General features: G+C 48.3%; 16 protein-coding genes, 1 tRNA gene and 2 rRNA genes. 5 read left to right on the top strand and 14 right to left on the bottom strand.

Going from position 1 to position 25064, the window contains the following annotated elements; genetic code table 11:
• Positions 1-829: 829 nt before the first annotated feature.
• The 4 genes from KPC83_RS02315 to KPC83_RS02300 form a co-directional block, all read right to left on the bottom strand.
• Positions 830-2221, bottom strand: a complete 1392-nt coding sequence (locus tag KPC83_RS02315) for a PTS ascorbate transporter subunit IIC (protein ID WP_216278963.1) — start codon at positions 2219-2221, stop codon at positions 830-832.
• A 332-nt stretch (positions 2222-2553) separates the two neighbouring features.
• On the bottom strand, positions 2554-2829 hold the full coding sequence (locus KPC83_RS02310; protein ID WP_216278962.1) for a PTS sugar transporter subunit IIB: 276 nt from the start codon (positions 2827-2829) through the stop codon (positions 2554-2556).
• 62 nt (positions 2830-2891) lie between these two features.
• Positions 2892-3344 carry a PTS sugar transporter subunit IIA gene (locus KPC83_RS02305; RefSeq protein WP_216278961.1) on the bottom strand — a complete coding sequence of 151 codons (453 nt, stop codon included), beginning with the start codon at positions 3342-3344 and terminating at the stop codon, positions 2892-2894.
• Positions 3345-3353: 9 nt separating this feature from the next.
• Positions 3354-4058, bottom strand: a complete 705-nt coding sequence (locus KPC83_RS02300) for a transaldolase (protein ID WP_216278960.1) — start codon at positions 4056-4058, stop codon at positions 3354-3356.
• A gap of 225 nt (positions 4059-4283) precedes the next feature.
• Here KPC83_RS02300 and KPC83_RS02295 point away from each other — a divergent pair, with 225 nt between their 5' ends.
• Positions 4284-5084: a DeoR/GlpR family DNA-binding transcription regulator gene (locus KPC83_RS02295; protein ID WP_216278959.1), complete on the top strand. Its 801-nt coding sequence runs from the start codon at positions 4284-4286 to the stop codon at positions 5082-5084.
• A 188-nt stretch (positions 5085-5272) separates the two neighbouring features.
• Here the strand turns inward: KPC83_RS02295 and KPC83_RS02290 are convergent, their stop codons facing one another.
• The 7 genes from KPC83_RS02290 to KPC83_RS02260 all read right to left on the bottom strand — a co-directional run bounded on the left by KPC83_RS02290 (position 5273) and on the right by KPC83_RS02260 (position 12722).
• Positions 5273-6370, bottom strand: a complete 1098-nt coding sequence (locus KPC83_RS02290; protein WP_216278958.1) for a sensor histidine kinase — start codon at positions 6368-6370, stop codon at positions 5273-5275.
• A gap of 3 nt (positions 6371-6373) precedes the next feature.
• Positions 6374-7051: a response regulator transcription factor gene (locus KPC83_RS02285; RefSeq protein ID WP_216278957.1), complete on the bottom strand. Its 678-nt coding sequence runs from the start codon at positions 7049-7051 to the stop codon at positions 6374-6376.
• Between the two features lie 9 nt (positions 7052-7060).
• Entirely contained in the window at positions 7061-7891 is an 831-nt protein-coding gene (locus tag KPC83_RS02280) for a hypothetical protein (protein WP_216278956.1), read from the bottom strand.
• Between the two features lie 180 nt (positions 7892-8071).
• Positions 8072-9784 (bottom strand): bifunctional phosphoribosylaminoimidazolecarboxamide formyltransferase/IMP cyclohydrolase, encoded by a 1713-nt coding sequence (purH, locus tag KPC83_RS02275; protein ID WP_216278955.1) that lies wholly within the window; start codon positions 9782-9784, stop codon positions 8072-8074.
• A gap of 393 nt (positions 9785-10177) precedes the next feature.
• A complete protein-coding gene (locus tag KPC83_RS02270) occupies positions 10178-10840 on the bottom strand; it encodes a hypothetical protein (protein ID WP_216278954.1) in 663 nt (220 codons plus the stop codon).
• A 1-nt stretch (position 10841) separates the two neighbouring features.
• Positions 10842-11591, bottom strand: a complete 750-nt coding sequence (locus KPC83_RS02265) for an ATP-binding cassette domain-containing protein (RefSeq protein ID WP_216278953.1) — start codon at positions 11589-11591, stop codon at positions 10842-10844.
• Positions 11592-12646: 1055 nt separating this feature from the next.
• Positions 12647-12722 (bottom strand) — tRNA-Ala (locus tag KPC83_RS02260).
• A gap of 508 nt (positions 12723-13230) precedes the next feature.
• On the opposite strand from KPC83_RS02260, the gene KPC83_RS02255 reads away from it, so the two are divergent.
• From KPC83_RS02255 to KPC83_RS02240, 4 genes are all read left to right on the top strand, one after another.
• The gene (locus KPC83_RS02255) at positions 13231-13449 is read left to right on the top strand and encodes a hypothetical protein (protein WP_216278952.1); all 219 of its coding nucleotides are present in this window, start codon (positions 13231-13233) and stop codon (positions 13447-13449) included.
• 554 nt (positions 13450-14003) lie between these two features.
• A complete protein-coding gene (locus KPC83_RS02250) occupies positions 14004-15290 on the top strand; it encodes a glycosyltransferase family 4 protein (protein WP_216279231.1) in 1287 nt (428 codons plus the stop codon).
• Between the two features lie 56 nt (positions 15291-15346).
• Positions 15347-16396: a tryptophan--tRNA ligase gene (trpS, locus tag KPC83_RS02245; protein ID WP_216278951.1), complete on the top strand. Its 1050-nt coding sequence runs from the start codon at positions 15347-15349 to the stop codon at positions 16394-16396.
• Positions 16397-16452: 56 nt separating this feature from the next.
• A complete protein-coding gene (locus KPC83_RS02240; protein ID WP_216278950.1) occupies positions 16453-17352 on the top strand; it encodes an HAD family hydrolase in 900 nt (299 codons plus the stop codon).
• A 47-nt stretch (positions 17353-17399) separates the two neighbouring features.
• Here KPC83_RS02240 and KPC83_RS02235 read toward each other — a convergent pair whose 3' ends face one another.
• The 3 genes from KPC83_RS02235 to KPC83_RS02225 form a co-directional block, all read right to left on the bottom strand.
• Positions 17400-21149, bottom strand: a complete 3750-nt coding sequence (locus KPC83_RS02235) for a phosphoribosylformylglycinamidine synthase (RefSeq protein WP_216278949.1) — start codon at positions 21147-21149, stop codon at positions 17400-17402.
• A 402-nt stretch (positions 21150-21551) separates the two neighbouring features.
• Positions 21552-21667 (bottom strand): 5S ribosomal RNA (rrf, locus tag KPC83_RS02230).
• Positions 21668-21819: 152 nt separating this feature from the next.
• A 23S ribosomal RNA gene (locus tag KPC83_RS02225) occupies positions 21820-24797 on the bottom strand.
• Positions 24798-25064 lie beyond the last annotated feature (267 nt).

Genomic DNA, 25064 nt, shown 5'->3' with positions numbered 1-25064 from the left:
AAACTGAGTTAAGTACTTTTCAAGCAAGATTGATGCGACATATGTCATAAGTCGCGCCGTCCGCAGTCGATGATTACGTGTTATTCCCTACCCTGCTTTCCAAAGGCAGTAGTGTAATCCAAGCCTTTTTGACAGAAATGGGCAATTTGGCAGTGTAGAACCCCTGTGGGTTATTCGTTGTTTTGTAAACCTGCAGGTAGATGTGTTGCTGATTTTCCGGCCATAGGGGGTTTATTACCATATTGCCTGTTTTTGTCAGAATTTGCTGCCAAATTGCCCGTTTCTGTCAAAACAGCTATTCCAAGCTAGTTGTGCATGGCGGGGTGTGGGGTGAGATGGGTGACTTATGTGCATTTGGCATTTACTCTAAGAAGAGGACGAACGATTGGGTTCGGAGAATTCTGAGCAGCACATCCGGAGAGCACAATCACTCGTCTAATTGAGATGAAGTGAAAAGCAATCTACAGAGGAAGTAAACTAACCCACAAGCTAAAGTAAGTTGAGTCACAGCATAAGGGTGGCATAGCTTTTCTAAGGGAACTTTCGCGTAGCGCAGTTCCCGTGAAAAGACTATGCCACCCAATACACTTGCAAATCACTCGTCAAACTAAGGCGAGGTGAAAGTACTATGCCACCCCGTAAGCTTACAAATCACTTGTCAAATCTGGTTGAAGTGAAAGTACTGCGTCACGTAGCAAGCTTACGTACCATTCGTCCAACTCAGATGATGTGAAAAGCCTCTGCCGCCAATTGAACGTGCGCGAAATCAAGGCTGCCACAACAGCTCGCCCCACGCTCCGCCTCTAGGAAACGGGCGGCGGCGCATCCCCTACTCTTCGTCGATATGATTGATTACACTACCCTTAGTTTGCACGAAGTTTGGCACTAGAACCACCAACACCAGTAAGGCAAGCAAACCATATACGCCGCCGTGTCCCAAGAACTCAGACACACGACCCAATACAATGCCCACCACGCCAAAGTCAAAATCGCCAAAGGTGGTGTTTCTAAAACCAAAGACATCAAGCACCGGCAGCAACAATGCTGGCGCAAAGGTAATCAGCAAGCCATTAACAAAGGCGCCCAGCATAGCGCCTTTACGACCACCCGTTGCATTACCGTAAAGACCTGCAGTAGCGCCGCAGAAAAAGTGAGGAACCATACCAGGAATAATAAAGATTCCCATGGTAGCACCCACAATAAACATACCTACAACGCCACCAATAAAAGAAGCCACAAAGCCAATGATGACCGCCGTAGGTGCATAAGGGAAAAATACCGCACAGTCCACCGCCGGAATAGCGCCCGGAATAAGCTTGTTTGAAATACCTTGGAACGCCGGCACCAAATCGCCCAAAATCATGCGGACACCGTTGTATACCACGGTAACACCAACTGCAAAAGAGAAAGCACAGGTCAGCGCATATACAATCACGTTTGATTCGCCTGCTAGACCCTGAACCACCTGTGGGTCGGCAATATAGGCGGCAATTACGGTCAAAACGTAGAAAAACGCCATGGTTAGAGCCGTAGAAATGGTAGTGTCGCGCAGGAAGGAAAGCTGCTCGGGCATCTCAATCTTTTCAGTGTTGTTAGTCTCAGCCTCTTTCTTGAACAAAGAGCCAACAGCAGCCGAAATATAATACGCTAACGAGCCAAAGTGTCCCATTGCAATACCATCATTATCAGTTAACTGATCGGTATAGCGCTGCCCAATAGCTGGCAAAATAGCACTAATCAAACCCAAGAACATACCGCCCAGCACGCACAGTTGAACGCCTTCAAAGCCTGAGGCCTGGAGCACCGCTGAAAACAGACATGCCATAAACATACTGTGATGTCCGGTTAAGAAGATGTACTTATACTTAGTAAAACGCGCGACAATAATATTGACCGCATAGCCCAAAATCAAAATGACCATGGTCTGTACGCCCAAAATGTTTTGAGCCATAGAAACCACGACTTCGTTGTTAGGCACCACGCCTGTGATGTGAAAACCAGTCTCAATAAAGGTACCCAGTGGTGCTAGGTTTCCCGAAATCACGTTAGCACCGGCGCTGAGCATGAGATAGCCCAGAATTGGCTTTAGCGTACCGGTCAGCACCTTATGAGCAGGACGGCGCAGCGCAACCAAACCTACAAGCGAGAAAAGACCCATAATCCATGCCGGTTGAGTCAAAATTGACTGGAAGAACTCAAGAACGGGCATTACAACGTCCATCAGTTCAGCCCCTTTCATACCGTGTGTCACCTGACACGTTTTAACAACACACCGCAAGCTGTCCAAGGCTTCATATATGCCTTGGACATGTTGTGCTCAGAAACGACTGCAAAATACTACTAAAATAAAACTCTTGTAATAAGCCAAATATATGAGCTACATCCACGTTAAAAGCTGTCAGATAAGCATTTATTTGAAAACTACTCGACAGCTTTTATCTTCAGAGACTCATCAACCGAAACTCCAAAGCCCGTGGATAATTACACCAAGCTAGCGCACACAAAATAACGCTCATTGCCTGCTCACAGCAGGCAAAAGACGTACAAAATTACTTACACTTCGGCTGCAGCTGCTTTGATAGCCTCAAGTGCATCCTCACGAATCTTTTTGCCATTTACATAGCTACGAACAATAACAACGTTGCCCGAAAGCTGGCTTGCGAGCTCTTTTACCGTGATAAACAAATCAGGCTTTGCCGACGAAGCAGCATTCAAATCCATAGACTCAACGGTTGCCTGAATACCTTCTGCGTCGCATAGCTCCTGTATTTTGCCAGCGAGCATCAAACTCGATCCAATTCCGTTACCACAAACCGTAATAATGTGCATCGTAATCTCCTTTACCAAAAGATGCAGCGAGCACCTAGCCATGTGCTCGCTATAGAATAAGCCTATGCAACAAAAAAGCTTGCCATAACATTCAAGATTTCATCTTCGGTAGTACAGCTACTGAGTTTATTAACAGCGTCTTCGTCCTCAAACATCTGTGCCAGCTCCCCTAAACCCGCAAGATGAGCCTGCGGGTCAGGGGCGCAAATTCCAATCAACACACGAACCGGGTCAAACTCTTCATGACCAAATGCTACCGGCGTGGCAAGTGTCACCACACAAATGCCCGCCTTTGAAACGTTGTTGTTTGCCTGCGCGTGCGGCATGGCAATACCCTCTTCAAGCACCATATAAGGTCCAAACGTTTCAACCGATGCAATCATCGCATCGGTGTAGCTCGCATCACAAGCTCCCACGCGCTCCAGCAAATGACCGGCCATGCGAACCGCTTCTTGCCAGGTATGGGCAGATGCCTGGCAATGCACAACATCACGGGTGAGCTGGTCGATAATCATAAGCCTTCCTTACGGCAAGATGGTAAAGCCAAGCGCTTGAATATCGCGGGCAAAGCCCTGAACGGTCTCGCGCGAATATTCAAGTAAATCCATACCTACGTTCTTGCGCTTTTTGAGAATTGAATTGGGCACCGTAATAATATGACAACCAATCTTCTCAGCCTGATAAATATTCAAAAGTTCACGGGTGCTTGCCCACAAAATTTCACAGGCAGGCTTATTAGCAGCATAAGCAATAGCGTCTTCCATAATAGGAAGCGGGTCTACTCCCGTATCAGCAATGCGCCCTGCAAAAATAGAAATAATAGAAGGCGTATTTGCATCGACTGCATCAATAAACTCATGGTTTTGTTCAACAGTAAATAGCGTAGTAACGTTTACTTTAACGCCGTCGCCAGAAAGCTTAGCAACAAGCTCTGATGTGGATGTGCCATCGGTTGTCATAGCCGGAATTTTGACATACACGTTATCTGCCCAAGTAGCAATCTCGCGCGCTTCCGCTTCCATCGTCTCCAAGTCATCGGCAAATACCTCAAAAGAAACTGGAAGTTCTTGAATGTTCTCAAGCACGGTATGAGCAAATGCACGATAGTCAACTACACCGCCTGCTTTCATCAATGACGGATTGGTTGTGAAGCCCTGCACATCACCTCCGCGATACATGTCGAGCATACCTTCTAGCTGTGCGCCATCGGCAAATACTTTGATTGACATACAACCTCCTTGAGCTGTGAGTAGATTCATTTTGTTTATAAATTATTTCAGAAGTTTTGAAAAGGGGGCGATTAAAAAGCATTCGGTCTTAACTTCGGTTTCTTTAACTCGTTAGCTGTATCTTCATATAATATACATATTATTATTGGAAAAAACGCTATACTTTTTTTCATAAATTATTTTCTACGCATGGTGATGCTGCGTAGCTAACCCGAGGGAGGTATTATGCCCCGCACTAAACTTGCTGCTATTGAGCGCCAAAGGTTCATTATGGAATGGCTCAGCGAACACCCGAGCATCTCAATTACTGATGTTGTTTCACGCTATAACGTGTCTGAAGTAACCGTGCGTCATGACCTCATTGACCTCGAGCAGAGCGGGCGCGTACGCCGCATTAGAGGTGGGGCGGTTTCATTGGGGCGTTCTATGGCGGTCTCCTACCCCGAAGAGCGTGCTTGTTTTAACACTGATGCAAAGTTACTTATTGGCCGCAAAGCCGCAGAATATGTTTCTGATGGCGACGTTATTATTTGCGATATCGGTACTACAAACTTCTATTTTGTGCAGCAGCTCTCTCAGAAAAAAGACCTAACGGTGATTACGGGTGACTTAGCCATTGCCAACTATATTAGTTATAATCTCCCCTTTGCGCAGGTTGTTCTATTGGGCGGCATGCTGCAAAAAGGTCATCTCTATTCGGCTGGCTCACTCACACTAGAAACCATGAGTAAGCTCTATGCCGATAAAGCCTTTATTAGTACCGATGGCTTTGACCTTGATCGAGGCTTTACTGTTGAGCATGACTTTAGTGTAAGCATCAAGCATCGTTATGCACAAAATGCCCGTCAACGCTTTATGCTCATGGACTCAAGCAAGGTTGGCAAAACAAGCTTCTATCAATTTGCACATCCCGCTGATTTTGACGTTTTGATTACCGAAACCGACCCTGATGATGCCCTTGCCGACATGCTTTCATATACGCATAAGTCACCGGAGTTGATAGTTATCGACCAGCAGAAGGTCTAACGCTAAGCTCAATCTATGCGTTTTACCTGCTATGCAAAGGCAAGCCACGAGCAAACCACAGCACCTAGCAGCCATACATAGCAAGACCACCTACAAGCGAGACTGTCTCAACAAGCGTTCTAAGACGGTCTCGCCTCGCTCACATGAGGTTTTGCCTACTAACAAGAGCTAGATAGGCAGATACTTTTTTATGCGTCTTGCGATTCAGATTCAAAATAATGAAACTGATTAGTAGAAAAGCTTAAATAAACCGAAAACCCTTTCCCAAGCTCCGATTCTGCCCGTAGCGACACACCCATTTTTGCGCAAAGTTGTGCAACCAAATAGAGCCCAATACCTGTTGATTGTGCATGTGTGCGACCCAAAGCCCCAGTAAAACCCTTATCAAACACGCGCGCGAGCTCAGATGCGCTCACACCGCGACCATTATCTGCCACACAAAGCTCAATGCGCTCACGCGCAGTGCCTGCCTCACATAATTGAGCATCACAGTATAGACGCCCTCCCTGCGGACGCGCCGCATACTGAGCACTATTTTGAATAATCTGGCCCAAAATAAAATTCATCCATTTTGCATCGGTAAATACTTTGAAACTAAGGTTTCCCAGTTCAGGAGTAATATGCGCCGCAATCAATACCTGCGCCTTAGCACGAATAGCGTCGCTCACAATATCGCGCAAGTTATATGAACGAATTAAATAATCACGATCAAGCGACTCAGAACGTGCATAAAAAAGCGCTTGCTCAATATAATCTTCAGTGCGTGACAAGCTCGAACTTAGGGCATCAAGCTTGGATAAGGCTTGTGTTCTTTCTTGCTCAGACATATCAGCACAAATGAGCAAATCCTGCATATTTTCGAGTGATAAATTCCCTGCAGCCAAAGGACTTTTTGCCTCGTGTACCCAGGTTTCAATAAATTCTCGATAGTCTTTGAGCTGCCGTTGACTCGCTGCAATCTCATCGTTGCTAATCTTTGCGAGTTCATACAACGCATCGTAGGTGAGCTGACCTTCCAAAAAGAAAGGGCGTTCAAGCAAATCTGCCACCCAGCGCGTCTCCCCTTTCTCACGAATAAGGTGCTCAAGCGACGCATAAAAACTATGTAGACGTGCATAATCCCATACAAGAATAAGCACTTCCCCAACGAGCTGCAAACCAATAATTAGATACACCACTGCTCGGGACACCACAACTGCTTGTAATACACAGAATACGATTACCAGCATACCAAGCTCAATGAATATATATGGCATACGAGCCACTACATATTGTCGTATATTCATGTTCTACACCGAATAGCCGCGCCCACGATGCGTTGTAAGATAATCAACCACACCGATTTTCTCGAGTGTTGCCCGCAGACGGTTCACATTAACGGTTAATGTGTTGTCGTCAATAAAGGCCTCAGAATCCCACAGGTCACGCATGATGGTTTCACGCGCGACAATCGTGCCTGCTCGAGAGATAAGAAGCGACAGTATACGCATCTCGTTTTTAGTGAGTTCAACTTGTTTATCGCCCGCAAGAGCCAGTGAACGAGCCGGGTCGAGCTGTACGCCCTTATGACTTACCAACATCGGCTCTACGCTGGCGCTCCGGCGCAAAAGTGCCTGAATACGCGCCACCAAAACACGCGTGCTATATGGCTTAGCGATAAAGTCATCAGCACCAAGATTCATGCTCATAACTTCATCAATTTCTGTTACCCGACTCGTAAGTACAATCAAAGGAATCTGACTCTGTTCACGCAGTTCACGGCAGATAAACTGTCCATCAGTGCCTGGAAGCGTCAGGTCAAGGAGCACCAGTGCTGGCTGCTGCTCGAGAATTTCATCTACTACACGATTGAAAGACGTACAGGCATATACCCGAAAGTGATGGCGTGACAGTGCAAGCATAAGCTCTTCGCGAATTGCCACATTGTCCTCGACAATAAAAATAAGCGGATTGTCCAAGCTATCCATAAACATCTCCTATTGCTTTGCAAGAAGTTTTTCATAGCCTTGCTGAGCAAGCTGAATAAAGGGCTGAGCAGCGCTTGGAGTGGCAGCCTCTGGTAGTGCAGAGTGCACAATACCATGCTCATCAGAAACCAAAAAGCTATCCTGCAACAGCTCGTCTCGTGATGGCAAATCAGACACGTATACGCAGCTTAAACCCTTTGTTTGAGCAAGCTGCTTAACTAAACTCAACACCCCTGCACTCACCCGTGATACCTTAGCGTGCGCGTGCTTTGCTGCAGATGCACATGTCTGATGAGGGTTTGTGCCGCACTCATCATATATAAGCAGCTGCATGTCTTGTTGTGCACATAAGACCTCAGGTGCTATACCTGTCGCATGAAACTCACTACGAGCCAAGCGAGCGCGCTCAAGCAAGAGCTCAGGACTTGCTATGGGCAAAAACTCAGCGTGTGGCCTGAGCGGCTGATTAAGATTTTCCTCAGGCAGCGGCTGATACGGACCTACCGACATCGCGGCATTTCCATGAACGTCAATCACTAGCATGAGTACACCACTTGGGTCTGTAAGCTCGGCATCGGCAAGTGACCACTCAATGTGTTGCTTTGCCCAAGCGACAAGGTTTTTTTGCACGGCTTGACCATTAATGCGGCGTGCAGCAAGCGCCCGGATATGACGAGCTAGTAAGGGAACCCGTCGATGCGCCATGCGCCAGCGACAAACAAGCACAGGCTGGTCAAGGTCAAAGCGCGGGTTTCCAAACTCCTGCTCTGCAATAAAAGCTTGATATGCCTGTAGGTCTTCTTGATTGTCAAAGTACTGGTCAAGCTCATAATCTGTCATAAAGAATCTCAATCTGTACTACTCAATACACAAATAAAGAACGCTCATCGTTGGTCATGCGTGCACCAATGCTGATGCACAAGCCCAAAAGCACAAGCACGATAGTGTTATCCTGCCGTAGCGTTCACGCACAGCACCAGCGCTCACACCAGCAAGCTCAATAGTACCCGCGGGCGTAGCCTAGTGCCTAAAGTGGCGAACCCCCGTGAATACCATTGCAATTCCGCGCTCATTACAAGCCTCAATACATTCATCATCGCGCATAGAGCCACCTGGCTGAATAATGGCAACAACCCCGTGTTCTGCTAGCGTGTCCACATTATCGCGGAAGGGGAAGAAGGCATCACTTGCACAAATAAAGTTTCCCTTCTCTAGGCCTGAACGCTCGCACGCCTCCTCAGCACGAAGACAAGCCATACGCGCCGAATCAACGCGATTAGGCTGACCTGGTCCCATGCCAAGACCTCGGCCATCTTTGGCAATCAAAATGGCGTTACTCTTAACACCCTTGCACACGCGCCAAGCAAACATCAAGTCACTCAGCTCAGTCTCGGTGGGTTTACGCGTGGTTGGAACCGTAAAGTTTTCAACATCTTCATCGGCGCGGTCAACCGTTTGAACTAGCATGCCTCCGTCAACCGAGCGAAACTCCAGCGCCACTGCTACATCAATGCCACCTGTTGCGAGCACGCGCAAATTGGCGCGACGACTCAAACGCTCAAGCGCTTGGTCACTAAACGACGGCGCAATAAGCACTTCCACAAACTGTTTGTTTACATCGGCGATATGCTCAACCAACTCAAGCGGAACTTCGCGATTGCAGGCAATAATGCCACCAAAAGCGCTCTTGGGGTCGCAAGCAAAAGCACGGTCATATGCATCGGTAATGTTTGTAGCAACGGCAGAGCCACAGGGATTCTGATGCTTAAGAATGATGCACGCCGGCTCTTCAAACTCGCGTACAAGATTCCACGCAGCATCGGTATCTAACAAATTGTTATAGGAAAGCTCCTTACCCTGCAGCTGACGCGCGTTGACTAAGGCATGGGTGGGTGCATTAGGCATGCGATAAAATGCGGCGCTCTGATGAGGGTTTTCGCCGTAACGTAAATCTTGCTGCTTTGTCAGCGTAAGGCTTAGCGTCTCACTAGGGTGCACCTGCCACGCAGCAAGGCTAGAACTTGCACCAAAACTAGCAACCCCATGCTCAGATACTGAGCATGCAGAGGCTCCTGTTGCAGCAGCAGGTTCAACAAGTCCTTGATTGTGGGCGCGGATATTATCTTTTTCAAGTTGGCGCTCCAGCCATGCGGCAATTGCAGCGTCGTATTGCGCGGTGCATGCAAAGACCTTGTACTGCAGGTGGCGACGGGTTTCAGCAGTTGTTGCACCCTGATTGATGCGCATCTCAGCAAGTACGGTCGCATAGTCAGATGGGTCCATAACCACCGTTACGGCATCAGCATTTTTTGCCGCCGAACGCAACATCGAAGGACCACCAATATCGATGTGCTCAATTGCATCTGCAAAGCTTACATCAGGACTTGCAACCGTTTTCTCAAACTCATAGAGGTTAACTACCACCAAATCAATCAAATCAATCTGATGTTGCAGCGCCTCGCTCATATGCGTATCAAGGTCACGGCGAGCAAGCAAGGCACCATGTACCTTAGGATGCAAGGTTTTTACACGGCCATCCATCATCTCTGGAAAACCCGTGACGTTCTCAATGGACACCACTGGAATGCCTGCATCGACAAGCACGTGTGCGGTGCCACCGGTCGAAATAAGCTCAACGCCAAACTCATGGTGCAAGGTCTGAGCAAAATCGACGATGCCCGTTTTGTCGGTAACCGAGATAAGTGCACGTTTAATAATCCTGTCCTGAGACATTTTTCCTCCTAAGGTGAGAGGGACGGCAAGAACAATCAGGTCAGTGCTTCACTACCATACCGCAGCTCAGGTTTTTTAGGGGTCAACAGATGCAGTCTCTGTGCAAAGTTCACGGGATATATTGTTCATTTGAGTTGTGTGCGCAAAATACCCAGCGTTATTAGCCTTAATCACATAACCGAATTGCGCAAATTTGAAGAAATCAAGCAGGTAGCATGTATGTTCAGCGAAGAGTTTGCGTCTGCTCTGTGATAGTGGCGCTCTCTTGTATTGAAGCAAAATCATAGGTGGTACAAGCATACTAAGCCAACCGATGGAGTGAACGGTCGGTCGGCAAAAATGCGCATACGAAAAAGGTCTCGGGCAGGAGACCTTTTTTCATGATGCCTATGCTTACATTGCACATATATTTGACCTATAAAGTTTTTTTAATATCAATTTATTCAATACGAGTAATACAACATGGATAGCTAAAAGAATTAAACAATAGAGAATTGGATGCAAAAATGGATTAAGAAGGATAATAATTGGAATATTCACTATAGAGATAATTAAAGCGAAGTTTGGTCGTCTATTCGCTTCCGGCTTAACAAATAAACTGATGAAAAAAGTTAGTTGTGTTGTAAACAAAACTTGAATAACAAGCGGACAGACTGACCACCCAAGCACATTGGCATGCAAGGTATTATTTAGCAAAAAATATAAAATAACAATGCAATACGAAATACTCAGGCTAATTAAACTTGGGAGCATTAATTTAGCATGTATATATTTAATGATATTACGACCGCTCAATACCATAAGAGCCCTAAACCCATCTTCGATATCATTTAATAATGTCTCTGCTGAGAATTCAATGCAAATCCCAGAGCATATTAGAGTAACCATTACAAGAAAGATATTCTCCCTCCCAAAGAGAAGGATGCCTGTGGTGGGATACCTAGAAATAACATATGTCATCACGCCCCCTATGAACAGTGCAAATAATGATAAGACAATGGTTCTTTTTTGATATTTAATTGAAGAAATCTCTTTTGCAATCAGTTTATTAAACATATCAAATCACTTCTCTCAACAAACTATCCTTAGAAGCCTTAAAATACATCTCCTTTAATTCCTCAGAAGAATCTAAATCTCTGACTTGCACGTCTTTAATTAAGTGCCCATTTTGAAGCATTAAAATTCTATCTGACACACGATATGCAAAATCAAGTTCATGAGTTGCAAATATACATGTAGCTAATTTCTCCTTATATTCCCTCATTTTCTTTTCAAGTAGATACTTTGTCGCAGGATCAACTGCGTTAGTTGGCTCATCTAAAAGCATTAATAAGGGTTTCGATGACAAGCCAAACGCTAGAGAAGCGCGTTGCTTTAACCCAGATGATAGATATTTAATTGGTGTATCTAGCTTTTCAATTAACCCATACTCACATAAAATCGATTCGATATCAAATTTCTCATTCTTTAAGAGATTCAATCTAAAATAAATATTCTCAAACACAGTCATAGACTGATTCATTAAAAAGTCTTCACTTTGAAAGAAAATATCGGTGTAGTTTTTTATGATTTCACCATTAATTTTTACAGAGCCACTTTGCACACGCAAAGAACCGTATATGCATCTTAGCAAAGTTGATTTACCTGCACCATTATGCCCAAGAAGAGCGATTGTTTCGCCCTTGCCCACTTCAAATGAAATATTCTCAAGTGCCTTTGTATTTGTTCTTTTGAAATAAACACAAAGCTCTTCAGCTTTAATAATCGTTTGATTCTGTATCATTTTAGAATCTTTAGTTTCCTCCATTTTGTTGTCCATCTACTCTGTCTGGAAACACTGTGCAGTTTGCCAAGCGCACGCAAACAGCTTCAGCTCATTCATGTTGAACCACCTTCCTTAACGAGCTGCTCAAAATTAAGCGACTCATTTTCTTCAATATATCGAAAAGCTGATTATTCTTGTTAATCATATCTGCGAACGGTCGTTTTTTATACTCAAGTGGTCATTTTGTTCTTGAAAACTCTAGTGTCATCCTACTCAAATCACTCATCATCTGGAAGGAAGCCCTCGCAATAAAAGCGGTTGCGTGTTGTGAGATAAGGTATTGCGCTCTACGAATGTGTCGCAAAAAACTCCAAATGTAATATCTAGGTTTTTCTTCTACTTTTCATGCATGAGACGTGCAGGTTTTCAAAGTGTTCTATCACGCGAACACTCCCTTAAAAGACAGAATGCTCTTCATGTTCTTATACAAGTTCTAGGGCACTGCCAACTTGAATAAGCTTTTTGACAGAAATGGGCAATCTGGCAGTAAAACCTGACAAAAATGGGCAATCTGGCAATAAACCCCCTATAGTTAGAAAAACTACAACTCATCTACCTGCAGGTTTACAAAACAACGAATAACTCACGGGGGTTCTACACTGCCAAATTGCCCGTTTCTGTCAAAAGAGCTTGGACCAGCACCATTGCCAAGCGCAGAGCTCAGAGCATAGATAGAAAACCGGGACACAAATCTGATTCCCACAGCGTTTCAAGCTATCCAATGTCTTAATGGACACAATGACTTCATCTATCTTGTGAGAGACAAGCACGCTATACATCAGGGGAGTTTCTTAATCCACCTTCAAAATCCCAACTAAGTCCTTCAAGAACGACATGCACCCAAGGTGTTTGGCAAACTAACTCATCAAACATGAACTGAATCCGCATGTCTGGCGACACACCCTAAAGAGCCAGTTGTAGCTACACCTTAACCCAAACCTATACTAAAAGAGAAAGGGTAGCCTTATGGCTACCCTCAAACTCTATCAACAACGTGAACTCATTACACCCAATGAAGAGTTCGACGCTTGCTATTCTGGTGGAGACGAAGGGAATCGAACCCTCGGCCTCTGCCATGCGACGGCAGCGCTCTCCCAGCTGAGCTACGTCCCCAAAGACGGCTTCACATTGTACCCTGCTCATATATTCTGTCAATCCATACGATATGCTTCACACTAGTTAACGCATAAAAGCTCATATACACTGGTTATACACTGGTGCTTTTATCCACAGTTCATTCATTTTTACACACATCATATCTATAAATAGTAACACTCTATGAACAACTTTAGTATACATTTACAACTCAACTTGAAATGTGAGACAGTTTTATTTATCAAAACAAGCTTTTCTATTCAAAAATAGAATAAAACATGCTAAATAATACAAAATCAAGGTAGTACAAGTAATTTAGCATATAAAACGGTATTCAGTAAATTTGAATACTATTGCTTTTACATACATAATTTCAAATAATATAGGTATTAAACTTATATGTAAGCATAGGTATTTTACAGTGCTCTGAATCGATTCAAATATACTTTACAAATTTAGTAACATATAGCTTACGAGATATGCTATTTTAGACCCTCTACAATAGTTGTGCATGGGAGGGGAGCCTATGAATACTATCGATGCGCTCAATCACATGTTGAAACAAGCCGGCAGAAGTAGGTCGGATGTTTCGCAGGCCATTGGCCGACATCGTAACTTCATTACTTCAAGCTTAAATCGTGGGTCTTGGAATCCAACAACGCTTACACTGCATGCCATTGCACAAGAATGTGGATACAAACTTGTGCTTATGCGTCGCGGCGATCGTATAGAAATTGATACCTAAGCAGCGTTTGGCTCTCCATCTTTAATGTCTCCCAGCAAGCTATACGCGCAAGAGCGCGAACCTATTCTCATGTCTTGCCTTCAACATCAAGGTAATATCGCACGGCTCAATTAGGGTGCATAACACACAAATACACTTCCATCGTCCGCTGAGCTGCGAAAAAAGTCAAGACTGGTTTATCTATTAACAAGCATTATTATAAAGATGTACCGCTTCCCGGTGGAACAACTGGGTGAACCGTCGCATTTTTTGAGGGAGCCCACACAGTCGTTTCTGGTACAGGTATCCTTCGTTGTTAAGGACGCTGGAGAGGACGATGAGGGCACCCACCTGGTATAGGTGGGTTCATTTCGTGAAACTGGGAAGCGGCGTTTTGTTAAAGGCAGCTGAGCTAACACATAAGCTGAGAGCCTGTCACTTTTATGCATCTATGCCTACCGTATACCAGCAACGAGTGCACAATGGTCTACAATGTACTAACTTGTTCTCGACTCATTTCGGTGGTGCTGCGCGTGCATATCGCGTTTCCATATATTGTATTGTTGCTGGTAAGCATGGTAGTTACCCTTATAACTACCCCGCTTGCAAAGCGTCTTGCCATATCCCTTGATGCTGTTGATTACCCATCAAAGCGTCGAATCAATAAAACGCCTATTCCACGTCTTGGCGGACTTGCCGTATTCTGTGGCATTGCTGCAGCGGTTGGCGTGCAGGTATTTGGTCACACGAGCTTTGGCTGGGCAGTTGCGCTTGTGCCGCATCCAAGCCTGGCTATCAACTACCCCATGCTCGCTCTTGCCTTCTTGATTATGGTGTTAACCGGCGCCGTTGATGATGTGATACAGCTCTCACCGCGCCAAAAACTGGCAGGACAAATACTTGCCGCAATCCTTGCAGCAGCAAGCGGCTTGCTTATTCAAAATATCGTTAACCCGCTCAACCGCGCCGAAATTACGCTTGGTTTTTTTGCCTATCCACTCACCGTTATCTATCTTGTTGCCTACACCAATATCATCAACCTCATAGACGGCCTTGATGGTCTTGCCACCGGCGTATCAGCCATTGCAGGCTGCTCTATGTTTTCTTTCTCGGTTCTCGCTGGACGCTCTGATGCTGCACTTATTGCTATTGCTCTTATCGGAGCTTGTTTGGGCTTTTTATACTATAACTTTCATCCAGCAAGCATTTTCTTAGGTGACTCAGGAGCCTTACTGCTTGGCTTTGCTTTGGGGTCAATCTCACTGCTCAACGTATCGCGTGTTGCCGCTCTTACCAGTGTAATTATGCCGCTTATTGTTGCCGGTGTGCCTATCATCGATACCTTCTCAGCCATTATTCGGCGCAAGCGCGCACATATGAGCATTGGGCAAGCAGACACCGGTCATATTCACCACCGCCTCATTCAGGAGGGCTTTGACCAACGACAAGCGGTGCTTCTTATTTATGCTTGGACTATCCTGCTTTCAATTGGTGCTGCCCTTATTAACCAAGTTGAAGTTATGCCGCGTATTCTCATCTTTATCGTACTGCTTGTATCTTCAGCAGCCTTTGCTCTGCGCCTTCACCTCTTTGATCCGGTGCTGCTTCATCACTACAATCCAAAAACGCCACAAGCCCGCGATGATGCTTCGCGCGATGAAGCGTGTATTCCCGAGACAACTGTCTCACGCATGGCGCACAAGCGCCGAGTACAAGCTCTTAAACTCGCCACGCACAAACGCGAGTCTCAACAAAGGCATACGTGCACAGAACAAGCGCCTGCTGACGCGCGCAAAACAGATGCACGCCACAGTAGCGCTCAGAAGCCGCCTCAAAGCCCTTCACCTCCCTCGCGCTCATAAGCCGCAACAAAGCCCTAATATGTGTACCTGCTCGTTTTTATAAATAAAGGAGTTGTATGTCAAACGAACGTAGCTATGAAACTGCTCTTAAACGAAGCGACGAAATTCGTGCCGATTTGAATCTCCACCCCGAGGCCTATACCATGCTCACCGGGGATCGTCCCACCGGCCGCTTGCACCTTGGCCATTACTTTGGCACCTTAAAAGGGCGCGTAGAACTTCAAAATGCCGGTATTCGTACGCACGTGCTTATTGCCGATTATCAGGTTATTACTGACCGCGACACCACTGAGCACATTCAAGACAATGTCTATAACCTTGTGATTGACTATCTTGCCTGTGGAATAGACCCCAATAAAACCATGATTTATGCCCACTCGGCAGTACCTGCTGCAAACCAGCTGATGCTGCCCTTCTTGTCACTGGTCTCTGAAGCAGAGCTGCAGCGCAATCCTACGGTTAAAGCAGAAATGGAAGCCTCTGGCCACGAGTTGACCGGGCTTTTACTCACCTATCCAGTGCATCAGGCCTGCGATATTTTATTTTGCAAAGGCAATGTAGTGCCAGTTGGCAAGGATCAGCTTCCTCATATCGAGCTCACGCGCTTAATTGCCCGCAAATTTAACAACCGCTATGGCAAGGTATTCCCTGAAGTAGACGCTCTTCTAAGTGAAACCCCCTTGCTCCCCGGTCTTGACGGACGCAAGATGTCAAAAAGCTATGGCAATGCCATCAATATCTCAATGACAGAAGAAGAAACGGCGAAGCGCATAAAAAAGAGCCAAACCGATGGCGAGCGCATGATTAGCTTTGACCCCGAGCAGCGCCCAGGCGTTTCGGGTCTTTTGTCAACAGCAGCAATTTGCACGGGTCGTACTGAGCAAGACATTGCAGCTGAGGTTGGCATGGGTGGCTCAGGACAGCTCAAAGCATATGTTACGCAAGCAGTGAACGACTACTTTGCTCCTATTCGCGAACGTCGACACACCATTGAGCAAGACCTTGATTTTGTCAAAGATGTACTCCACGAAGGGAATCGGCGCGCAGCCGCTCTTGCCGAAGAAACCCTTGCTGAAGTTCGTGAAGCCATGGGTATGGTTTATTAACTAAAAGGGTATTAAAGAACTAAGCGCAGGCTTGGCACGAACAAGCCTGCATAATTATGGCTATTTCGCCACCTATAAAGCGTATCTACACGGTTTTGAGAGAGGTTGATAAGATGGAGTATCGTGTTGTTATGTCTGATATGGATGAGACCTTTTTAGATGAGCGGCACCAAATTCCACCTGCAAACCTACAAGCGCTTGAATATCTCCACAACCAGGGCGTTCTTTTTGTGCCCAGCTCAGGCAGACCGTATTCTTCAATTCTGTCGAACTTTGGCGACGCTCATCAAGCACTTCTTCAAGATAGCTATGTCATCTCATATAACGGCGGATTCATTAACCGCGTAGGCAATAATCAGCCGCTTCACTCCTGCGCACTCGATTCTGCGCTTGCGCACAAGCTCTATCGCATTGGTGTGGAGGCAAATCTTTGTATTCACGTTTGTTTTCCTGACGGTTATATTGTCGTTCTTGACCCGCCTGCAGAAGAACGTGCCTATTTGGTAGGCCTCAGCGGCGTTGCACTGGCGCACAAACAAGACTTTCCAAGCCTTGAAGCTGTACTAGAACACTATGGCTATACAGAGGTAGTTAAGTTTTGTGTTATGAGTGAGCACTACCCTGAGCTACTTGATTTGGGCGCATCACTTAAGCCAGAACTGGTAGACGAGCCTTGTGACATCACCTACTCATCAGGACGCTACCTTGAGTTTATGCCACAAGGTGTCAATAAAGGAAGCGGGCTTAGGAGCTTCTCACAGCTTGTGGGCATTCCCCCTGAGCAGATTATTGCCGTAGGCGATGCCCGCAACGACCTTGAAATGGTAAAGGCAGCCGGGTTAGGACTTTGCGTTGCTAACGCAAGTTCTGAGCTTAAAGCTCAAGCCGATGTTGTACTCAAGAGCAGCAACCGTGACGGTGCGCTTGTAGAGATTGTCGAGCGCTTTTTCTCGTAAAGCGCCCTGACACTCTCAACTCAAAAAAGTCACGTGGCTCGTAAGCTTTAAGCAAAGTAGCGTACGCCGTTTTCAAAGAGCGGCATGTCACAAACCCACGGAATATTGCGATAGAGATGCTCACCCGCACGCTCTGTATGACCCATCTTACCAAGCACGCGACCATCTGGGCTCGTGATACCTTCAATCGCAAGCATGGACCCGTTAGGGTTAGCAGCTAAATCCATGCTGGGAAAACCGTCTTCATCAACGTATTGCGTAACTACTTGAGCCTGTGCAACCAGCTTGGCAAGCTCAGCCTCACTAGACACAAAACGACCTTCGCCATGCGAAATAGCAACCGAATACATATCCCCCGTAGTGCCCGGCAAAATCCAAGGAGACAAATCACTTGCAACACGGACGCGCACCAGTTTGCTCTGATGGCGCCCGATAGTATTGAAAGTCAAGGTTGGAGCATCAGGCTGCGCTTCAACAATATCGCCATAGGGCACCAAGCCAAGTTTTACCAAGGCCTGAAAACCGTTGCAGATTCCCAGCATGAGACCATCGCGCGCCTGCAGCAAGTCACGGACTGCTTCGGTAACCTCAGGTGCACGGAAAAATGCCGTAATAAACTTAGCCGAGCCATCAGGCTCATCGCCACCCGAAAAGCCGCCAGGAATCATGACTATCTGACTTTCACGAATCTTTTTTGCGAGCTCATGCGTACTTTCTGCAACTGAGTGCGGACTCAGATTGTTGATAACAAAAATATCAGCGGCAGCGCCTGCAGCTTCAAAGGCACGCGCTGAATCAAATTCGCAGTTATTACCCGGAAATACTGGGATAACAACACGCGGACGTGCAAAACGAGGACCGCCATATATCTTACGGGTATAAGTCTGTTCTTCAGCGCGCATCTGTAGCAGCTCTGGCTTTGACTGAGCCGTATGGTCCCGGTACGGGAAAATAGCTTCGAGACCGCGTTCCCACAGCTCTTGCAGCTGGGCAAGGTCAATATGCTCGTTGGCTACTTGCAGCTCGTAGGAAGAACAGGTCTCGCCAAGATTCCATACGTGTACGCCTTCGCGCTCAGAAAGGACTGCCCCTGGCGCAAGCTCTACAACAAAACTCCCGTAGCGATGGGCAAACAAACGCTTCTGAAGCTCGCAGGCGGCACCTTTCATCTGCAATCCATAGCGATTGCCAAGACTCATCTTAAACACAGCCTCAGCAATGCCGCCGTATCCAGGCGTTGACGCCGCGAGAACCTGTCCCTGAGCAATAGCTTGTTCGAGCGTCTCAAAAACAGCAATCTGGCTCTTTGCATCAGGCAGAAGACCCTCAGCATCATAGCTTGGCTCAAGCACCACCACACGATTCTCTGCACCCTTAAACTCAGGGGAAACAATCTGCTGTGCTTTGCCTAGTGCCACAGCAAAGGAAATAAGTGTTGGCGGAACATCAAGGTCTTCAAAGCTGCCGCTCATTGAATCCTTGCCACCAATAGCGCCTACACCCATATCAAGCTGTGCCATAAGCGCACCTAAAACTGCAGCAACAGGCTTGCCCCAGCGCCTAGCATCGGTGCGTAAACGCTCAAAGTATTCTTGGAATGACAGATATGCATGGCTATGATTAAAGCCGGTGGCCACCAGACGCGCGATACTTTCTACCACCGACAAGTAGGCGCCCGTATACTGCTTATACTCCATAAGATAGGGATTAAAGCCCCATGCCATACCTGAGACGGTTGTGGTTGTCCCATTAACGGGCAAACAAGCAACCATCGCCTGTGGAGGCGTAAGCTGCTGAGCGCCGCCATGTGGCATCAACACCGTTGCGGCACCAATAGTTGAGTCAAAGCGCTCAGAAAGCCCCTTGTTTGAGCACACATTAATGTCTGACACTAACTCAGCAAAACCTTCCGCAAGGCTAGGTGCTGTTGCACCAGGAATCTGCGGATAGGCCTCATCAGTAGCCTCTACCAGAACTTCCTGCGTTTTAGGAGCGCCGTTGCTGCTTAAGAACTCGCGTGACAAATCAACAATAACATCACCGTTCCACGCCATGCGCACTCGTGGCTCATGCGTGACCTCTGCAATAACCGTTGCCTCTAGGTTTTCCTCATATGCCAACGCTAAAAACGCTTCAACATCTGCGGACTCAACAGCCACCGCCATACGCTCTTGGCTCTCAGAAATTGCAAGCTCGGTGCCATCAAGACCGGCATATTTTTTAGGAACCTGGTCAAGGTCGATATACAAGCCTTCAGCCAGCTCACCAACAGCCACCGACACGCCACCAGCACCAAAGTCGTTGCAGCGTTTAATGAGACGACAAGCATCCTCACGGCGGAACAAACGCTGAAGCTTGCGCTCGACCGGAGCATTACCCTTTTGTACCTCAGCACCCGCCGTGCTTACCGACTCTTGATTTTGCGTCTTTGACGAACCAGTAGCACCACCAATTCCATCGCGGCCGGTACGACCACCCAGTAGGATAATTTTATCTCCAGGCTGCGGACGCTCACGCCGCACGTGACGCGTAGGAGCAGCACCTACTACCGCACCTACCTCCATACGCTTTGCAACATAGCCCGGGTGATACAGCTCGCTTACCTGCCCCGTTGCAAGACCAATCTGGTTGCCATAGCTCGCATAACCAGCAGCAGCCGTTGTTACGATGCTCCGCTGAGCAAGTTTTCCGGGCAGCGTTTGAGAAACGGGAACGCGTGGGTCGGCTGCTCCAGTTACACGCATGGCTTGATAGACATAGCTCCGACCAGAAAGCGGGTCACGAATAGCCCCACCAATGCAGGTTGCAGCTCCACCAAACGGCTCAATCTCAGTAGGATGATTGTGTGTCTCGTTTTTGAATAAAAAGAGCCAGTCCTCATCAACTCCATTAACGTCAACCGTGCATTTCACGGTGCAGGCATTAATTTCTTCAGATTCATCCAAGTTATGCAGCTGCCCGCTATGGCGCAAATACTTAGCCCCAATGGTACCCATATCCATGAGACAAACAGGCTTGTGCTCGCGCTTAAGTTCGCGCCTAAGCTCTAGGTAGCGGGTAAATGCTTGAGCAACCAGCTCGTCAGAGATACTAATATTGGTCAGCTCGGTTCCAAAGGTTGTATGACGACAGTGATCTGACCAGTAGGTATCAATAACACGTAGCTCAGTGATGGTGGGGTCACGCTTTTCACTTTGGAAGTACGCCTGACTAAATGCAAGGTCTGCCTCATCCATAGCAAGCCCGCGCTCAACAATCAAAGCAGCGCGTCCCTTGGCATCAAGCTCGCAAAAGCCACTAAGCACCTCAACAGACCCAGGTGCTATAAGCTCTTGCTGAAGCGTTTGTGGAAGCGTATCGCTTGCTAAACGAGCTTCAACTGGATTAATAACATAGGACTGAATAGCGTGCAAATCGTCACTTGTTAGGGCACCTGTTAACACATATACACGCGCCGAGCGAACAAGCGGACGTTCGCTCTGAGAAATAAGCTGAATACATTCACTTGCCGAATCAGCGCGCTGATCAAATTGACCCGGCAAAAACTCAACCGCGAAAGCAGTCTCATCAGGTGAGGGCGTAAAGTTTGAATATGTAACATCAACCTGCGGCTCAGAAAACACGGTGGAAACACAGCGCTCAAAAAGCTCATGGTCTATACCTTCAACGTCGTAGCGGTTAAGCATACGCAAGCTTTTGAGTTGCTGCACCCCTACTGTCTCACGCAGCTCAACAAAAAGCTGCTGCGCCTCCACATCAAAGCTGGGTTTCTTCTCGACGTACACACGTGAGACCATAGGTCCTGCCCTTCAGGTTTGCACGGCGCTAACAAGCAGCCAGAAGTCATATACCGGCATCATAATAAAGCAAGGAAATAGCTAATTAAGCGACGGGGGCACACAAAATAAAACGTAACGAAAAGAGTATGAGCTTAGAGAGAGAAGCTATCCAATCTCTTCAACGGAAACTACTCCAGCTCTAAAAAGACTAGCTCATTGGCTTTTGCCGTGCACAAACTGCTACAGCCGAACAGCTACCCAGCCTATCAATAGCATCACTGCCCACAACAGCTCACGAGCGCTTGCGGTGCACTGTGTCGCAATAGCACCAGGACTCCCACAACCAAGCGCCCTACCCAGCTAACAAAAACTACCGCAACCAAGCACCCTACCCAGCTAACAAAAAAAGTGTCGTCCACCGGTCAGCGGCGCCCTGCTCTCCCACGGACTTACTCCGCAGTACCATCGGCGCTCGGCGGCTTAGCTTCCGGGTTCGGAATGGGACCGGGCGTACCCCGCCCGCCATAGCCGCTGACCGGTGGGCGACACTCACCCACCTTGAGAGATATATGTACCCTGAGGGCCACACAGCGATTTTATACGTATGAGGTGTGATTTAGACCAAGACCATAAGAGAAGAAGTTCTTAGCGACACCGAGTACATGTGTATATGCATCTCGTCTAAAGAAGCGAGTAAGAGCTCGGGCGATTAGTACCGCTTGGCTGAGGCTGTTACCAACCGTACACCTGCGGCCTATCAACCAGGTGTTCTACCTGGGCCCTTACCAAAAGGAGAACTCATCTTGGGAACGGCTTCCCGCTTAGATGCCTTCAGCGGTTATCCGATCCGGACGCGGCTACCGGGCCATGCCATTGGTTGACAACCCGTTCACCGGAGGTCCGTCCACCCCGGTCCTCTCGTACTAGGGGCAGCATCCCGCAATTCTCCTACGCCCGCGGAGGATAGGGACCGAACTGTCTCACGACGTTCTGAACCCAGCTCGCGTACCGCTTTAAATGGCGAACAGCCATACCCTTGGGACCTGCTCCAGCCCCAGGATGCGATGAGCCGACATCGAGGTGCCAAACCTTGCCGTCGATGTGGACTCTTGGGCAAGATCAGCCTGTTATCCCCGGAGTACCTTTTATCCGTTGAGCGACGGCCCTCCCACGTGGGGCCGCCGGATCACTAGAGCCTGCTTTCGCACCTGCTCGGCTTGTAGGCCTCGCAGTCAAGCCCGCTTATGCTCTTGCACTCAAAAGGACGGTTGCCGACCGTCCCGAGCGGACCTTCGCGCGCCTCCGTTACCTTTTAGGAGGCGACCGCCCCAGTCAAACTGCCCACCTGGCACGGTCCCCCACCCGGATAGACGGTGTGGGGTTAGGACGCCAGCGCGTCGAGGGCGGTATTCCAAGGGTGGCTCCACTCAGGCTGGCGCCCAAGCTTCAAAGCCTCCCGCCTATCCTCTACACGACGGGCCAGCGGCCAATGCCAAGCTGCAGTGAAGGTTCACGGGGTCTTTCCGTCCTTCCGCGGGTAAGTCGCATCTTCACGACTAGTGGAATTTCACCGGGTCCATGGTTGAGACAGCGCCCAAGTCGTTGCGCCTTTCGTGCAGGTCGGAACTTACCCGACAAGGAATTTCGCTACCTTAGGACCGTTATAGTTACGGCCGCCGTTTACTGGGGCTTAGGTTCGGAGCTTCGCTAATAGCTAACTCCTCCCCGTGACCTTCCAGCACCGGGCAGGCGTCAGACCCTATACGTCGCCTTGCGGCTTCTGCAGAGTCCTGTGTTTTTGATAAACAGTCGCTTGGGCCTCTTCACTGCGACCCCCTTCAGCTCAAAGCGCGAAGCTTATCACCTACATGAGGGCACCCCTTCTCCCGAAGTTACGGGGCCATTGTGCCGAGTTCCTTAACCATGGTTGACCCGATCGCCTCGGTATGTTCTACCCACCCACCTGTGTCGGTTTGCGGTACGGGCACACAAGCGCCTGCCTAGGGGTTTTTCTGGGGACTACGGGCTTGCCGACTTCACTCACATGCTTCGTCCGACGCCTTACCTTTATATGTATCCCGGATTTGCCTGGGATACAGGCCACACGTCATCACGGGGACGTCCAGAACCCCGCTCGGCTACCCCAATCCGTCGCCCCGTTGGTCATAACGGTTCTTGCGTGGTGCAGGAATGTCTACCTGCTGTGCTTCGACTACGCCTGTCGGCCTTGCCTTAGCTCCCGACTAACCCTGGGAGGATTCGCCTTGCCCAGGAAACCTTGGGTTTACGGCGGACGAGACTCTCGCTCGTCTCTCGCTACTCATGCCAGCATTCTCACTCCCGTGCAGTCCACCGTCGGTTATCCTTCGGCTTCGCCCCGCACGGGACGCTCCCCTACCAATATAAAAAATTATATTCCGCCGCTTCGGCGCATCGCTTAGCCCCGTGTATTGTCGGCGCATGTCCACTCGACCAGTGAGCTATTACGCACTCTTTGAAGGGGTGGCTGCTTCTAAGCCAACCTCCTGGTTGTCTGCGCGGACGCACATCCTTTGCCACTCGGCGATGACTTGGGGGCCTTAGCGGGCGGTCTGGGCTGTTTCCCTTTCGAGCACACAGCTTAGCCCACATGCTCTGACTGCCAGCCTCTTGACCCACAGGCATTCGGAGTTCAATTCGAATTGGTAGGCGGTGAAGCCCCCGCATCGATTTGGTGCTCTACCTCCTGGGGTAAACAGCTGACGCTAGCCCTAAAGCTATTTCGGGGAGAACGAGATATCTCCGGGTTTGATTGGCCTTTCACCCCTACCCGCAGGTCATCGCCTCCGTTTTCAACCGAAGTGCGTTCGGCCCTCCACGGGGTCTTACCCCCGCTTCAGCCTGCCCACGGGTAGCTCACCCGGCTTCGCGTCTGCGGACACAGACTATATGCGCCCTATTCGGACTCGCTTTCGCTCTGGCTCGCTTATCTAGCTTAACCTCGCCTGTATCCAGCAACTCGCTGGCTCATTCTACAAAAGGCACGCCGTCACATATAAATATGCTCCGACGCCTTGCAGGCGCGCGGTTTCAGGTACTATTTCACTCCCCTCCCGGGGTGCTTTTCACCTTTCCCTCACGGTACTTGTGCGCTATCGGTCATGGGAGAGTATTTAGGCTTGGAGGGTGGTCCCCCCAGGTTCAGACCGGGTTTCACGTGCCCGGCCCTACTCAGGTATCTCAACCATTTGGGTATTCGAGGTAGGCCTACGGGGCTCTAACCCTGTGCCGCCGGCCTTCCCATGCCGTTCGGCTCGCCCGATACCAAAAATGCTGGGACCAGCAGACCCCAGATGTGAGACCCTACAACACCAGTGACGCAAAGGCTGCTGCCCATATGCGTTCACTGGTTTGGCCTTATGTCCCCGTTCGCTCGCCACTACTAGGGGAATCTCGTTGTTGATTTCTTTTCCTCCGGGTACTTAGATGTTTCAGTTCCCCGGGTTGTCTTCCCCTTCTCTATGTGTTCAAGAAGGGGATGCTAGGACTGCTCCTAGCGGGTTTACCCATTCGGAAACCCTGGGATTAGCGGATGTGTGCTCCTACCCCAGGAATATCGCTGCTTGCCACGTCCTTCATCGGCTTCCCATGCCAAGGCATCCACCGCGCGCCCTACATATCTTCTCGCTTACTTTAGAAGCGAGATGCTAACATGTATATTCATGAGTAATTGTAAACTCTTGGGTGTCGCATACCACGATGAGAAGATAATCTATCTTCTTGCGATCGTATTAGATGCTTCTTACATAAAATCTATTGCAGATTGGATGTATCTCTTATATCTCCATTAAGAAGAATTGTGTCTGAGTCAAATTTGACTCATACGTATTTCGCTATGCGGCTCTCAAGGTACACTGAAGGTATCCCTCAGGAACCGGATGCTGCGATAAAGAC

Origin of the sequence: Collinsella sp. zg1085, assembly GCF_018889955.1 — a bacterium.
In the GTDB taxonomy this organism is placed as follows: domain Bacteria; phylum Actinomycetota; class Coriobacteriia; order Coriobacteriales; family Coriobacteriaceae; genus Collinsella.
The sequence above is the reverse complement of the archived record's forward strand: the minus strand, read 5'-3'. Positions and strand labels throughout refer to the sequence as shown.

Bases quoted from the DNA above. Each gene is read 5' to 3' on its own strand.
- KPC83_RS02315 (WP_216278963.1), bottom strand. From the start codon at position 2,221: ATGGACGTTGTAATGCCCGTTCTTGAGTTCTTCCAGTCAATTTTGACT.
- KPC83_RS02310 (WP_216278962.1), bottom strand. From the start codon at position 2,829: ATGCACATTATTACGGTTTGTGGTAACGGAATTGGATCGAGTTTGATG.
- KPC83_RS02305 (WP_216278961.1), bottom strand. From the start codon at position 3,344: ATGATTATCGACCAGCTCACCCGTGATGTTGTGCATTGCCAGGCATCT.
- KPC83_RS02300 (WP_216278960.1), bottom strand. From the start codon at position 4,058: ATGTCAATCAAAGTATTTGCCGATGGCGCACAGCTAGAAGGTATGCTC.
- KPC83_RS02295 (WP_216278959.1), top strand. From the start codon at position 4,284: ATGCCCCGCACTAAACTTGCTGCTATTGAGCGCCAAAGGTTCATTATG.
- KPC83_RS02290 (WP_216278958.1), bottom strand. From the start codon at position 6,370: ATGAATATACGACAATATGTAGTGGCTCGTATGCCATATATATTCATT.
- KPC83_RS02285 (WP_216278957.1), bottom strand. From the start codon at position 7,051: ATGGATAGCTTGGACAATCCGCTTATTTTTATTGTCGAGGACAATGTG.
- KPC83_RS02280 (WP_216278956.1), bottom strand. From the start codon at position 7,891: ATGACAGATTATGAGCTTGACCAGTACTTTGACAATCAAGAAGACCTA.
- purH (WP_216278955.1), bottom strand. From the start codon at position 9,784: ATGTCTCAGGACAGGATTATTAAACGTGCACTTATCTCGGTTACCGAC.
- KPC83_RS02270 (WP_216278954.1), bottom strand. From the start codon at position 10,840: ATGTTTAATAAACTGATTGCAAAAGAGATTTCTTCAATTAAATATCAA.
- KPC83_RS02265 (WP_216278953.1), bottom strand. From the start codon at position 11,591: ATGGAGGAAACTAAAGATTCTAAAATGATACAGAATCAAACGATTATT.
- KPC83_RS02255 (WP_216278952.1), top strand. From the start codon at position 13,231: ATGAATACTATCGATGCGCTCAATCACATGTTGAAACAAGCCGGCAGA.
- KPC83_RS02250 (WP_216279231.1), top strand. From the start codon at position 14,004: ATGGTAGTTACCCTTATAACTACCCCGCTTGCAAAGCGTCTTGCCATA.
- trpS (WP_216278951.1), top strand. From the start codon at position 15,347: ATGTCAAACGAACGTAGCTATGAAACTGCTCTTAAACGAAGCGACGAA.
- KPC83_RS02240 (WP_216278950.1), top strand. From the start codon at position 16,453: ATGGCTATTTCGCCACCTATAAAGCGTATCTACACGGTTTTGAGAGAG.
- KPC83_RS02235 (WP_216278949.1), bottom strand. From the start codon at position 21,149: ATGGTCTCACGTGTGTACGTCGAGAAGAAACCCAGCTTTGATGTGGAG.